12 protein-coding genes and 1 tRNA gene are annotated in these 12393 nt (G+C 70.2%); 4 read left to right on the top strand and 9 right to left on the bottom strand.

Annotated features, from left to right (window positions below):
- Nucleotides 1-85: 85 nt before the first annotated feature.
- The 4 genes from VGC56_RS04950 to VGC56_RS04935 form a co-directional block, all read right to left on the bottom strand.
- Nucleotides 86-715, bottom strand: a complete 630-nt coding sequence (locus tag VGC56_RS04950; protein ID WP_464123607.1) for a LolA family protein — start codon at nt 713-715, stop codon at nt 86-88.
- Between the two features lie 85 nt (nt 716-800).
- On the bottom strand, nt 801-959 hold the full coding sequence (locus VGC56_RS04945; protein ID WP_464123606.1) for a hypothetical protein: 159 nt from the start codon (nt 957-959) through the stop codon (nt 801-803).
- Between the two features lie 246 nt (nt 960-1205).
- A complete protein-coding gene (locus VGC56_RS04940) occupies nt 1206-1457 on the bottom strand; it encodes a hypothetical protein (RefSeq protein ID WP_464123605.1) in 252 nt (83 codons plus the stop codon).
- 85 nt (nt 1458-1542) lie between these two features.
- Nucleotides 1543-3882: an FtsK/SpoIIIE family DNA translocase gene (locus VGC56_RS04935; RefSeq protein ID WP_464123604.1), complete on the bottom strand. Its 2340-nt coding sequence runs from the start codon at nt 3880-3882 to the stop codon at nt 1543-1545.
- Nucleotides 3883-3980: 98 nt separating this feature from the next.
- Here VGC56_RS04935 and VGC56_RS04930 point away from each other — a divergent pair, with 98 nt between their 5' ends.
- Nucleotides 3981-5189 (top strand): UbiH/UbiF/VisC/COQ6 family ubiquinone biosynthesis hydroxylase, encoded by a 1209-nt coding sequence (locus VGC56_RS04930; protein WP_464123603.1) that lies wholly within the window; start codon nt 3981-3983, stop codon nt 5187-5189.
- A 162-nt stretch (nt 5190-5351) separates the two neighbouring features.
- On the opposite strand, the gene VGC56_RS04925 is transcribed toward VGC56_RS04930, so the two are convergent.
- The 5 genes from VGC56_RS04925 to VGC56_RS04905 are packed head-to-tail and all read right to left on the bottom strand — an operon-like array spanning nt 5352 to nt 9124.
- Nucleotides 5352-5750 carry a hypothetical protein gene (locus tag VGC56_RS04925; protein WP_464123602.1) on the bottom strand — a complete coding sequence of 133 codons (399 nt, stop codon included), beginning with the start codon at nt 5748-5750 and terminating at the stop codon, nt 5352-5354.
- On the bottom strand, nt 5747-7417 hold the full coding sequence (locus tag VGC56_RS04920) for an FAD-dependent oxidoreductase (RefSeq protein ID WP_464123601.1): 1671 nt from the start codon (nt 7415-7417) through the stop codon (nt 5747-5749). The genes VGC56_RS04925 and VGC56_RS04920 overlap by 4 nt, the downstream gene beginning before the upstream one ends.
- A 14-nt stretch (nt 7418-7431) precedes the next feature.
- Complete coding sequence (locus tag VGC56_RS04915) at nt 7432-7596, bottom strand: Trm112 family protein (protein WP_464123600.1); 165 nt, start codon at nt 7594-7596, stop codon at nt 7432-7434.
- Complete coding sequence (locus VGC56_RS04910) at nt 7593-8228, bottom strand: LON peptidase substrate-binding domain-containing protein (RefSeq protein ID WP_464123599.1); 636 nt, start codon at nt 8226-8228, stop codon at nt 7593-7595. The genes VGC56_RS04915 and VGC56_RS04910 overlap by 4 nt, the downstream gene beginning before the upstream one ends.
- Nucleotides 8228-9124 carry a tetratricopeptide repeat protein gene (locus tag VGC56_RS04905; RefSeq protein ID WP_464123694.1) on the bottom strand — a complete coding sequence of 299 codons (897 nt, stop codon included), beginning with the start codon at nt 9122-9124 and terminating at the stop codon, nt 8228-8230. Before VGC56_RS04905 ends, VGC56_RS04910 begins: the two co-directional genes overlap by 1 nt.
- Before the next feature lie 417 nt (nt 9125-9541).
- Here VGC56_RS04905 and VGC56_RS04900 point away from each other — a divergent pair.
- From VGC56_RS04900 to VGC56_RS04890, 3 genes are all read left to right on the top strand, one after another.
- A tRNA-Gly gene (locus VGC56_RS04900) sits at nt 9542-9616 on the top strand.
- A gap of 288 nt (nt 9617-9904) precedes the next feature.
- Nucleotides 9905-11881, top strand: coding sequence for an energy transducer TonB (locus tag VGC56_RS04895; protein ID WP_464123598.1), 1977 nt, complete (start codon nt 9905-9907; stop codon nt 11879-11881).
- A gap of 51 nt (nt 11882-11932) precedes the next feature.
- The gene (locus VGC56_RS04890) at nt 11933-12361 is read left to right on the top strand and encodes an FKBP-type peptidyl-prolyl cis-trans isomerase (RefSeq protein WP_464123597.1); all 429 of its coding nucleotides are present in this window, start codon (nt 11933-11935) and stop codon (nt 12359-12361) included.
- Nucleotides 12362-12393: the final 32 nt, after the last annotated feature.

Below are 12393 nucleotides of genomic sequence, written 5' to 3'. Positions count from 1 at the left end.
GCAACAGGGGGAAATCCCAACGGCGACTCCCCGCGACCGCATGGCCTTATCTAGTGCCGGCTAGCTGTCGCGAGGATGAATGGAGTCAACCAATCACACGCCCGGTGCGCGGATCCGTCCACCGGAATGCGGTGGCGGAGACCGGCGCGTTGAAGCGCTGGTTGGAGAGCCGGACGATCGTCTGATTGTTCTGCGAATCGAGGACCGTCCACCCCTGGAGGGTGAGGCCGGCGGGGCCGTGACCCTTGGCGAAGGCGACGGTGATGGTGCCGAATTCCGGCCGCTGCGGATCGCGCGCCGAGATGACGATGCTGCCGCCATCGTCGCGCACTACGCGGGCGATGCGGGAGAGGTCGGGGCGGGCGTTGAGCAGCACCGACAGCGGCGAATTGACGATCGGCACGCGCTGCACGCGTTTCACCTGATAGTCGATGACGTGGATCGCCTTGTCGTCGCCGATGACGAGGAGCGGCACGCCCTTCTGATATTCGAAGCGCAGCCGCCCGGGGCGCTTTAAGGTGAGGGTACCGGTCAGCGTCTGGCCGCGCCGGTCGGTCTGGGCGAAGCTCGCGGTCATGGAATCGACCGCGCGGAAATGGGCCTGGACCTGCGCCAGGGTCTGCGACGGCTGGGCGGCGACGACCGGCGCGGGCGCCAGCGCGACGGCGGCGGCCGCCGGCATCGCGGCGAGGAGAAGCGTCTTCAAACGCACCATGAGGAACTCCGTGGGATAGGGATTTCGAGGCGAGCGCCTATCGTTACGCCCTTGAATGCGGTGTGAACCCGCCGGGTTCCATCGCTCAGCCGAAGGCGAGCCGGCAGCGGCCGCTGCGCCAAAGCTCTAGGTCGCACTGCCGGAGGATGTCCATTCCGATGAGAGCGTCGAACTCGAACGCGTTCGTAAGTTCGATGCCGATCACTTCGTCGAACACGAAGGGGAAAGCCGGCGCGCCGGACATCGCTGCGTCGGGGGGCAGGCCGATCCGGAACGCGTAGCGCTCAACCTGTCCCTCGCCTTGTGCGCATGTGAGCGGCGTTTGCCGAGACCCGTCAGCTGCAGCTTCTCGGCCAAGCGGCGGGACACACCACTGATGGACGAGCCCGTGTCGAGAAGCGCGCGGCCTTCGATTCCGGTCAGGTGGGTGACGGGGAACGGCGCGAGAACCAGTGCCGGGAGGAGAATACGCCGCTGTTCGCGCTTCCACTCAATGGCCGACATGCGACCAGAAGCCGAGGTCAATCGGCTCGTCCGTTACCTCCTGGATCGAGAAAATACCGTCTGGGAACAGTTGGACGGCGGCACCGAGTGCCGCGCGCGGTGTATCGAAATAATCCACGATTCGGCCCTCGCGCATGAGGGCCAGCTGGTCCCGGTGCTCCGGCAGGATCGTTCCAAGCACACGGACGAACGCATCATAGTTACGATCGACTTCCTGGCGCTGGCGCTCGCTCGTCATGTCGGTCCTCCACGTGCTTAGTAGCACGGGCGCGATATTCCCGTCGGGGCGAGAGTCGAGCCGTGCAGGAAACGAGTCGAGCCGCTCACCCGATCGGCCGGCCTTCCGGGTCGACCAGCACTTCGCGGCGGCCGACATGGTCGGGGACGCTGACGATGCCGTCTTTCTCCATCCGCTCGATGAGGCGCGCGGCATTGTTGTAGCCGACGCGGAGCTGGCGCTGGAGGTAGGAGGTGGAGGCCTTCTGGCTCTCGGCCACCGTCTGGATCGCCTTGCGGTAGAGCTGGGCCTCCGGGTCGTCGTCGCCGGTCGGCTGGCCTTCGAACATGTAGCCGCCGTCCTCGGGCTCCTCGGTCACCGACTGGACGTATTCCGGGCGGCCCTGGCCCCGCCAATGCTCGGCGACGGCGCGGACCTCTTCATCCGAGACGAAGGGGCCGTGGACGCGGGCGATCTGCTTGCCGCCGGGCATGTAGAGCATGTCGCCCTTGCCCAGGAGCTGCTCGGCGCCCTGCTCGCCGAGGATGGTGCGCGAATCGATCTTCGAAGTGACGGCGAACGAGATGCGGGTCGGCAGGTTCGCCTTGATGACGCCGGTGATGACGTCGACCGACGGGCGCTGCGTCGCCATGATCAAATGGATGCCGGCCGCCCGCGCCTTCTGGGCGAGGCGCTGGATGAGGAACTCGACCTCCTTGCCGGCGGTCATCATCAGGTCGGCGAGCTCGTCGACGATGACCACGATCTGGGGGAGGACGTCGTAGTCGAGCTCCTCCATCTCATAGGTCGGCTGGCCGGTCTCGGCGTCGTAACCGGTCTGGACACGGCGGCCCATCGACTGGCCCTTGGCCTTCGATTCGCGCACCTTCGCGTTGAAGCTCGACAGTTGGCGCACGCCGACCGATGCCATCATCCGGTAGCGCTCCTCCATCTGCTCGACCGTCCATTTCAAGGCGCGGATCGCCTTGGCGGGCTCGGTGACGACCGGGGAGAGGAGGTGGGGGATGTCGTCGTAGATGCTGAGTTCCAGCATCTTCGGGTCGATCATGATCATTTTGCACTGCTCGGGCGTCAGCCGGTATAGCAACGACAGGATCATGCAGTTCAGGCCCACCGACTTGCCCGAGCCGGTGGTGCCGGCGACGAGCAGGTGGGGCATCGGCGCGAGATCGGCGACGACCGGGTCGCCGGCGATATTCTTGCCCAGCACGATGGGAAGCTGGGCGACCTGGTCCTCGAAGGCGTGGCTGGCGATGAGCTCGGACAGCGACACCATCTCGCGCTTCGGGTTCGGTAGCTCGATGCCGATGACGGAGCGGCCGGGGATGGTGGCGACGCGGGCGGAGAGCGCCGACATGTTGCGGGCGATGTCGTCGGCAAGCTGGATGACCCGGCTCGCCTTGATGCCGCTGGCCGGCTCCAGCTCGTACATGGTGACGACGGGGCCTGGGCGGACCTCGACGATCTCGCCCTTCACCGAGAAGTCCGCCAGCACGGTCTCGAGCAGGCGGGCGTTGCGCTCGAGGCTGGCTTTGTCGAGCGTCGTGTTGCTGTGCTTGGGCGCCGGCGCGAGGAGGTCGAGGCCCGGCAGCTGGTAGGAATCGCCGAGCGCGAGGGAGGCCTGGCGGTCGCGCGCCGGGCGGCGGGCGGGCTCCGGGCCGCGGACGCGGTCGGCGATGACGGTGCGCGGCGGCTCGGCGGGGGCGACGACCGGCGTGCGGGCCGGCCGCTCGGGGCGCGGGAGGTCGTCCTCCTCCTCGTCGTCGAACATGGCCGGCGAGGGCAGCGCACGCTGGCGCTTGGGGAGGCGGCGGCTCGCGATCCACTCGCGCTCCTCGGTGCGCAGGGCAAGCCCGAACCAGGCGAAGGTGAGGCCGCCGGCGGTGAGCAGCACCATCGCCGCGATCCGGAACGGCTGGACGATGGCGGCGTCACCGATCTTGCCCAAGCCGGCGCCGATCAGGCGGGCCAGCGACAGGCCGAGCGCGCCGCCCCAGGCCGCGGGAAGCCCGTTGACGGCGCCGCCCACCAAGAGTCCCGCGGCGGCGCCGATCAGCACCATCGCGACGAGGGTGAGGAGCAGCGAGCGAACCCAGCGGCCGGCGCTGCCCAGCCGCGCGATGCGGAAGCCGGCGAGGCCTATGAGCGGCAGCAGGAGAAGCGACGGCGGACCGAACAGCGCGAGCAGCAGGTCTGACGCATAGGCGCCGGGGCGGCCGATCCAATTGCCGACGGGGCCCGCCGCGGCGGTGTCGAGCGACGGGTCGGTCGGCTTGTAGCTGACCAGGGCAAGGAACAGCAGCAGCGCGAGCGCGCCCAAAGCGCCGCCCAGCAGGAGCCGGCCAGTGCGCTGCATTCCCTTGCGCATGCCGGTGCGCCATTGCGCCAGTTTGTCCTGGCGGGCGCCTGCCGCGACCGTCGCCATACCCCGTGCCCCTATTGTTCCGACCTTGGTTCATGCGCCTTCGCGGAGTCCGCGGTCAAGCGCTTGGCGTTGCATCCTTGCATCGGTAAGGCGGCAAAATGGAGCGAAGCGACGTCATCATCCTCGGCGGCGGCCTCGTCGGCCTCACCCTTGCCCTCGCGCTGGACCGCCACGGCCTGTCCGCGGCAATCGTCGACCCCGCCGATCCCGCAACCACCACCGCGCCCGCTTATGACGGCCGCGCTACCGCCATCGCCAGCGCCTCGTGGCGGATGTTCGAGACGCTCGGCATCGCCGACCGCCTGGAGGGCGAGGGCTGCGCGATCCGCACGATAAGGGTGAGCGAGGGCCTTTCGCCCGGCGGCATCGTCTTCGACGCGCCGGAGGAGGACGATCCGCTCGGCATCATGGTCGAGAATCGCCGCCTGCGGCAGGTGCTGCGCGAGGCGGCTGGGGTGGCGGAGCATGTCCGGCTGCTGATGCCGGCCCGCGCGGCGGACGTGGTGCGCGACGAAGCCGGGGTGCGGGTGGCGCTGGACGACGGGCGGGCGCTGACGGCGCCCTTGCTGGTCGGCGCCGAGGGGCGAAACTCGCCGACACGGGAGACGGCGGGCATCCAGGTCGCGCGCTGGCAATATGACCACCACGCCATCGTCGTGACGGTCGAGCATGAGCGGCACCACGAAAATACCGCCTACGAGATTTTCTACCCGACCGGGCCGTTCGCGATCCTGCCGATGCTGCCGGGCACCCGCTCGGCGATCGTCTGGTCGGTGCCCGCCGCCGACGCCGCCGCTTATGTCGACCTGCCCGACCGGGCGATGGCGCACGAGATCGAGAAGCGGATGGGCGGCTTCCTCGGCGCGGTGACGTTGGCCGGGCCGCGCTGGACCTACCCGCTCGGCTTCCACCACGCTGCCGTCATGACGTCGCAGCGCCTCGTTCTCGCCGGCGATGCGGCCCACGGCATCCACCCGATCGCCGGACAGGGGCTCAACCTCGGCCTGCGCGACGCGGCCGCGCTGGCGCAGGTGCTGGTCGAGGGGGCGCGGCTCGGCCTCGACCTCGGCGACGCGCAGCTCCTGTCGCGCTACGAGCGGTGGCGCAGCCTCGACACGTTCATGGTCGCCGCCGCCACCGACGGGCTGACCCGCATCTACGGGGTCCCCGGCCGCACCGCGGCGGCGGTGCGCCGCTTCGGCATGGGGCTGATCCAGAGAATCGGGCCGCTCAAGGAGCAATTCATGGCCGAAGCGCGCGGCGAGAGCGGGGAATTGCCGCTGCTCCTGCGCGGGCTCAGCATCTGATCTTGCCTCCCCACGCGCAGCGTGGGGAGGGGGACCAGCGAAGCTGGTGGAGGGGTATTCGCGGGCTCTGGAATTTGTCGCCGCGGGACGCCGTGCCCTTCGCCATACCCCTCCACCACCTTCGGTGGTCCCCCTCCCCATCCTCTGGATGGGGAGGGGGAGTTAGCGCCGCACCGTCTCCGCCGCGCGGCGCTCTTCCTCCGCCTCCGCGGCGCCTTCGCGGACCATGAGGAAGGTGCCTTTATGCTCGCCCGGGATGGTCCAGGTGCCTTCGATCTCGTTGCCGCCTTCCGTCAGGGTGCCCGCATAGTGGATCGAATAGGCTGCGAGCGCGACCTCGTCATAGGTCTTGGCGAAATCGACGGCGTTGCCGTTGCGGCGGCCTTCCAGCTGGGCGGTGAGGGTGCTTCCGGGGCTCGGGCCGAAGGCGGCGATCTCGAAGGTCACGCCGACCAGCTCGCCATTATGGTCGCGCAGTTCCGCCTCGAACGGGCAGGCGTGGGCGTGGCCGCCATAGGAATAGAAACCGTGCCAGCGCCCGCCGAGGTCGGCCTCGCTCATTCGTGCGTCTCGGCAAGCCAGGCGTGGATGGCGGAGACCACCACGGAGCCTTCGCCGACGCCGGAGGCGACCCGCTTGGTGGAGCCGGCGCGGACGTCGCCGACGGCGAAGATGCCGGCGCGTTCGGTGGTGTAGGGGGAGGTCAGCGCGATGCCGTTGCCGTCCTGGCCGGTATAGACGAAGCCGCCGCGATCAAGCGCGACGCAGCCGTCGAGCCATTCGGTGTTGGGCGACGCGCCGATCATCACGAACAGATTGCCGATCGCCCGCATCTCCTCGGCGCCGCTTTGGCGGTCCCGCCACGTCACCTGCTCAAGGTAGCGGTCGCCGGCGAGGGCGACGATTTCGGTGTGGGGGTGGAGACTGATGTGGGCGGAGGCGTCGATCCGCTGGATGAGGTAATCGGACATGGTGGCGGCGAGGCCGGGGCCGCGGACCAGGATGTGGACGTGGCGGGCGTGCTGCGAGAGGAAGATTGCGGCCTGGCCGGCGCTGTTGCCGCCGCCGACCACCACCACCTCTTCATTCGCGCAGAGATTCCCTTCGAGCCAGGTGGCCGCATAGTGGATGCCGCAGCCTTCGAACCGCTCGTAATCGGGGACGTCGAGCCGGCGGTAGCGGGCGCCGGTGGCGATCACCACCGCGCGGGCCGCGACGCGGGCGCCGCCTTCCAGCTCCAGGCAGTAAGGCGTTTCGGCGCAATCGAGCTTCACCACCTTGCGGGAGATGGCGAGACGGGCGCCGAACTTCTGCGCCTGCACCTGCGCGCGGCCGGCGAGGGCCTGGCCGGAGATGCCGGTGGGGAAGCCGAGATAATTTTCGATGCGGGAGCTGGTGCCGGCCTGGCCGCCCGGCGCGAGCGCCTCGATGACGATCGTGTCGAGCCCTTCCGACGCGGCGTAGACGGCGGCGGCGAGGCCGGCGGGGCCGGCGCCGACCACGGCGACGTCATGGACGCGGGCGGGATCGAAATCCTCGGTGAGGCCGAGGCGGTCGGCAAGGTCGGGCGTGGCGGGGTTTCGCAGCGCCTCGCCGCCCGGGAGGATCACCGCGGGCAGATCGCCATGGCCGAGCGACAGGCATTGGGTGAACCCCTCGGCGTCGGGATCGCGGTCGCTGTCGATGACGCGGTGCGGATAGCCGTTACGGGCGAGGAAGCGCTCGATGCGCAGCATCTCGGCATCGTGCGGGGAGCCGATCAGCAGCACGCCCGATTGGGCGTGGAGCATGAGGCCGACACGGCGCAGGATGAAGGCGCGGGTGATGATCTCGCCGATGTCGGGCTCGGAATCGAGCATGCGGCGGAAGGCGCGGCGGGGGACGCGGAGGATGCGGCTGTCGGCGCCGGTGCGGGCGCCGACCAGCACCGCGCGGTTGTTGAACAGGTCGAGCTCGCCGGCGAACTGGCCGGGGCCGTGGACGGTCAGCACCTCGGCGCGGTGGTCGGTGCCCTCGTCCACGATCTCGATCGCGCCTTCCAAGACGACGCGGAAATCCACCGCGCGGTCGCCGCGGCGGACGAGGATCGTGCCGGCGGGGAGGTCTTCGACGGTGCCGAAGGCGGCGATGCGGTCGATCTGCTCGGCGGTGAGCTCCGGGAAGGTCTGCGCCTGGCGCAGCCACGGGTCGGAGGGATCGTAGGCGCGGTCTGCGGCGGCGTCGGACATCGTCTCCCCCTCGTTCAGCCGGTGCGGCGCGCCTCTTCGACCAGCATGACGGGCACGCCGTCCCGCACCGGATAGGCGAGGCCCGCGGCCTCCGAGACCAGCTCCTGCCGCTCGGCGTCCCAGCGCAGCGGCGTGCGCGTCAGCGGGCAGACGAGCGTGTCGAGGAGCGCCTGGTTCACTGCATCGTCTCCGGCCCGTCGGCGCCGCCCGGCACCATGCGCTGGAACTGCATGAACTGGACGAGGAGGTCGCAGCGCTCGGCGATGTCGGGCGCTTCGAGCAAAGCCTGCTTCGAGCCGACGTCGAGCGGCGCGATCTGGGCGATGCCGTTGACCAGCATCTCATCGTCCAGCCGGCCGACCGCCTCCCAATCGACCGAATAGCCCAGGGCATCGGCGTAGCGCCGCGCCTCGCGCTCCAGCTCGGCACGTTGGGCGAGGCCGAGCGGATCCGGCTCCTCGCCGTCGGCAAAGCCGCTGCGGTCGGCGTCGACCTGGCGGTACGGCGTCTCGACCGCCGCCTCGCGGGCGATGCGGAAGCGGCCGAGGCCTTCGAGGACGATGTTGTAGCGGCCGTCGTCCAGCTCCTCGGCCGAGGCGATGCGGCCGAGGCAGCCCACTTCGAACAGGGCTGGCGGATCGCGCTGGTCGCGCGGCTGGACCATGCCGATCAAGCGGTCGCTGGCGAGCGCGTCGCGGACCATAGAACGGTAGCGCGGCTCGAAGATGTGGAGCGGGAGCTGGGCGCCGGGAAACAGCAAGGCGCCCGCGAGCGGGAAGATCGGCACGCGAAGGAGCGCGGTCTCCGGCATCAGGTGAAGAGGATCGCGGAGAGGCGGCGGCGCTGCGCGCCGGCCCAGGAATCCTCCAGCCCGACCACTTCCATGAACTGGAGCAGGCGCTTCCTCGCCGCGCCCTCGTTCCATTCGCGGTCGCGGCGGATCGATTCGAGGAGCTGCTCGGCGGCCTCGTCGCGCCGCCCAGCCGCCATCAGGGCGGCGGCGAGCTCGTAGCGCGCGTCATGGTCGTCGGGATCGGCGGCGATGCGGCGCTCGAACTCGGCTGTGTCGGCGCCGGGCTGCGCGACCTCGGCGAGGGCCAAAGCGGCGCGGGCGCGGGCGATGGCGGGGTCGTTCGCCGCCTTCTCGGGCACCGCGTCGAGCACCGCCCGCGCCTCGTCGGCACGTCCGGCGGCGACGAGCGCGCGGGCGAGGCCGGAGATGACCTCCGCATTTTCGGGGGCCATCTCCAGAATCTGCTGGAAGATGCTGGCCGCGCGTTCGCCGTCGCCGCCGGCCAGCACCTCCTCGCCCATCGCGATCAGCGGCTCGATCTCGGCCTCGACCTGCTTCGCCTCGCCTCCGACGGGGAGCTGGGCGAGGATCTGGTCGAGAATGCGGGTGAGTTGCCCCTCGGTGCGGGCGCTGGTGAGGTCGGCGACGAGCTGCCCTTGGAAGATGGCATAGACCGTCGGGATCGACTGGACGCGGAACTGGGCGGCGACGATCTTGTTCGCGTCGACATCGATCTTGACGAGCTTGACCGCCCGCGCGGCATAATCGGCGGCGACTTTCTCGAGGATCGGGCCAAGCTGCTTGCACGGCCCACACCACTCCGCCCAGAAATCGAGGATGACGAGCGCATCCATCGACGGCTCGACCACGTCGCGGCGGAACGCCTCAAGCGCTTCTTTTTCGGCCGCGCTCATGCCCAGGGTCGCCACGTGGATGCTCTCCGCACTCGAATCGTTTCGCTACGCCCTATGTGGGATCGCTCCCCCGCCTGCCAACCCTTGCGAAAGGCCCGCTTCGGGAGACGCGGGGATAATGCGCCGGCGGCGACGGCGGCCCTTACAAGGGGCGGCGGCCGTGATACTCCGGCGCAAACAGGAGAGCGGGCATGGGTGGTTTTTCGATTGTTCACTGGCTGATCATCCTCGTGCCGGTCGCCATCGTCGTCGCCGTCCTGCTGAGCCAGCGCCGCCGCCGGTGATGCGAAACCGCCGGCCGGCGGTCGGGCAGGGCGGCGCATCACAGGACTTGCGGGGGCAGGACGGGGATGCTAGCAGCCGCCGCCTCACCTCGGCCGAGGCCGCGTCTCGTACGCGAATCGGCTCCACGCACGAGCGGGCGTAGCTCAGGGGTAGAGCACAACCTTGCCAAGGTTGGGGTCGAGGGTTCGAATCCCTTCGCCCGCTCCAGTCTTTCCGCGTGTGAGGTCGAACCCCCGAGTCTTTGTGTCGCTCCGCCCAACAGGGCTGCGCGAGGGTTCGAATCCCTTCCCCGGCGCTCCAGGCTTTCGGCGTGTGAGGTCTAGCCCTCGGACATATAGCGTCGCTCCGCCCAACAGGGCTGCGCGAGGGTTCGAATCCCTTCGCCCGCTCCAGCGACCCAGTCCCCACACCAAGTCCCTGTGATTTCGCATTTTTGCTGACGTCGGTGGACGGCGCTTGCTAAAGTCCCGCCACTTTAAGGGGGCAATCCGAGTCATGGCAATTTCGATGTGGGTCGCTGCGGCGGCAGCGGCCGTTCAGGCGGCAGCGGCGGCGCCGGTGGGGCAGGGCATCCAGCAGCAGTTCGACGCGGCGAGCGCCGCGCTCGACAAGGCCCAATGGGACGAGGCGGCGCGGCTCTACGAGGGGCTCGAGGCGCGGCTCGGCGCTGCGACGCCCGCCGCCGCGCGCAGTCGCGCCATCGTCCGCATCCGCAAGGCGCACGCGCTGGTCAATTTGCATCGCTGGGGCGAGGCCGAGACGGCCCTCCGCCAGGGGCTGGCGGCCTTGCCGGCGAGCGATGCATCGGTGCGCGAGGACCGTGCGCTCGGCCTCCTCGACATGGGGGAGCTTTCCGAGCGGGCGCTCGATTATGGCGAAGCATTGAAGGATTACCGGGCGGCCGAGCCGGCTTTGCCCGGCAGCTTCCAGGTGCGGGCGCTGCGCGGGCTTATCCAGACGGGGATGTTCTACGATGCCCAGCAGGCGCTCGCCGATGCGGAGCGGGGCCTCGCCCTCGCCGCGACCGACCCCGCCAACAAGCGCCGCGAGGCGGTGTTCCGGACGTTGCGCGGCCGCGTCCTCCTCAACCTCGGCCGGACTCCCGAGGCGCGGCAGGATTTCGAGAAGGCGGTGACCTTGCTCGGCGGGCTCACTGAGCATGTCGACATCAACGATCTCGCCGCCCGCTCCGATGCGGCTATCGCGGCAAGGATCGCCGGCGATCAGGAGGCGGCGCGCAAATATCTCGCCTGGACCGGCGCCGGGCATTTCGACACCCCCTTCCCCTCGGCGATCGACATGGCGCCGCCGCCGTGCGGCGAGGAGCTGAAGCCGGACGACGTGGCGGTGGTCGAGCTCGCAATCGCACCCGACGGCAGCGTTGCGGAGGCGACGCCGATCTACGCCTCGCGCCAGGGCACCAGCGCGCTGCTCTTCGCCCGTGCCGCAGGCGCCTGGTCGTGGCACCCCGAGGATCTCGCCAAGATCCCACCGCTGTTCCGCGCCCTCACGCGGCTGGAAATGCGCTGCTCCACCGCGGCGCGGCACCCGGGAGTGGCGGAGCTGCTGCGGCCGGAGGTCGACGAATGGCTGCAGCAGCAGCATGTCGAGCCGCTCGATTCCGGCGATGTCGGCCAGGCGGCGCGTCTCAAGCCGCTGCAGGCGGAATTGGCGCGGCGCGAGGCGGCGGCGGGCCCGGCGTCGGTGGCGCTGGTGCCGGTGCTGGTCGCGCTCGCCCGCAACCCCTTGGTCGGCAACGAAGACACAAGGGCCGATCTCGACCGCGCGCTGGCGATCGCGACGGCGGCGAGGGCGCCGGGGCCGGTGGTCGCCTATCTCGGCATCTTCCGGGCGCTCGCCGTGGACTGGCGGGCGCTCCATGCCGGCCGGGCGGACGCGCCGCTTCGCGCGCTTCTCGCCGATCCGCGGGTCGCGGCCGACCCCCGCGCCTCGACGGCGGTTCGCCTTGCGGTGGCGGCGCGGCTTGCGGCCACCAAGGCCGGCCGGGCGGAGGCCATGGCGCTGCTCGACGAGACGGCGAAGACGCCCGGCCTCCCGCCGCAGGACCCGATGCGGGCGGCCGCTTTCGCCCGTCTCGCCTCCTTGAAGCTCGCGAATGGTGAGACCGAGGCGGCGCGCGCCACCTATGCCGCGTCCGGCCTCAGCGCCGACCAATGCGCCCTTCTCGACGCGACGCCGCGGCTGAAGCGCGGCGGCGGAGCGTCGAGCGGCGATTTCCCGCAGGAGGCGTATCGCTGGGGCTTCGAAGGCTGGGCCAAGCTCGAATACGATCTCACCGCCGCCGGCGTCACTACCAACATCCGCCCGACCGTCGCGTATCCGCCCTTCATCTTCGGCAAGGCCGGCTCGGAGATCGTCCAGCGCCTGCGCTACGATGCGAGCTTCCGCCCGGACGGCAGCCTCGGCTGCGGCGGCATGTCGCAGTCGATCCACTTCAGGCTGGGGCGTTAGGGTGGCGCGGCCGATGTTGCCGGCCCTGAGCACAGCCGCTAGGGGCCGGGCATGATCCTCCTCGCCCTCGCCCTCGCCGCCGCGCCGGCTTCGTCCCACGCCGCGCCCGCGCCGATCCCGACCCGCGGCGTCGTCACCACCGCTTCCGGCCTCCGCATCCGCACGCTGAAGCCGGGCAAGGGCGGCGCGCCGGCGCGGGAGGACAGCGTCATCATCGATTATGTCGGCCGGCTCACCAACGGGACCGTGTTCGACCAGGCGAAGAATGCGAGCTTCCCGGTCTCGCGGGTCGTCCCGGGCTTCACCGAGGCGCTGCTGTTGATGCGCCAGGGCGGCACCTACCGGGTCTGGATCCCGCCCCAGCTCGCTTATGGCGACAAGGGCGCCGGCGGCGGCGTCGTACCGCCGGGCGCGACGCTCGATTTCACCGTGACGCTGAGCGCGGTCGTCAAGGCGGCGGCGCAGGCCGCCTCGAACTAAAGCTTCGCCTCCCAGGATTGTTCACGGCAAGG

It is taken from the genome of Allosphingosinicella sp., from assembly GCF_036403745.1.
GTDB lineage: Bacteria > Pseudomonadota > Alphaproteobacteria > Sphingomonadales > Sphingomonadaceae > Allosphingosinicella.
Note: the sequence above shows the minus strand (reverse complement) of the source record. Positions and strands in the feature narration are given on the sequence as shown.

What these genes read in the sequence shown, in the direction of transcription:
- VGC56_RS04950 (WP_464123607.1), bottom strand. Translation starts at nt 715, where the DNA reads ATGGTGCGTTTGAAGACGCTTCTCCTCGCCGCGATGCCGGCGGCCGCC.
- VGC56_RS04945 (WP_464123606.1), bottom strand. Translation starts at nt 959, where the DNA reads ATGTCCGGCGCGCCGGCTTTCCCCTTCGTGTTCGACGAAGTGATCGGC.
- VGC56_RS04940 (WP_464123605.1), bottom strand. Translation starts at nt 1,457, where the DNA reads ATGACGAGCGAGCGCCAGCGCCAGGAAGTCGATCGTAACTATGATGCG.
- VGC56_RS04935 (WP_464123604.1), bottom strand. Translation starts at nt 3,882, where the DNA reads ATGGCGACGGTCGCGGCAGGCGCCCGCCAGGACAAACTGGCGCAATGG.
- VGC56_RS04930 (WP_464123603.1), top strand. Translation starts at nt 3,981, where the DNA reads ATGGAGCGAAGCGACGTCATCATCCTCGGCGGCGGCCTCGTCGGCCTC.
- VGC56_RS04925 (WP_464123602.1), bottom strand. Translation starts at nt 5,750, where the DNA reads ATGAGCGAGGCCGACCTCGGCGGGCGCTGGCACGGTTTCTATTCCTAT.
- VGC56_RS04920 (WP_464123601.1), bottom strand. Translation starts at nt 7,417, where the DNA reads ATGTCCGACGCCGCCGCAGACCGCGCCTACGATCCCTCCGACCCGTGG.
- VGC56_RS04910 (WP_464123599.1), bottom strand. Translation starts at nt 8,228, where the DNA reads ATGCCGGAGACCGCGCTCCTTCGCGTGCCGATCTTCCCGCTCGCGGGC.
- VGC56_RS04905 (WP_464123694.1), bottom strand. Translation starts at nt 9,124, where the DNA reads ATGAGCGCGGCCGAAAAAGAAGCGCTTGAGGCGTTCCGCCGCGACGTG.
- VGC56_RS04895 (WP_464123598.1), top strand. Translation starts at nt 9,905, where the DNA reads ATGGCAATTTCGATGTGGGTCGCTGCGGCGGCAGCGGCCGTTCAGGCG.
- VGC56_RS04890 (WP_464123597.1), top strand. Translation starts at nt 11,933, where the DNA reads ATGATCCTCCTCGCCCTCGCCCTCGCCGCCGCGCCGGCTTCGTCCCAC.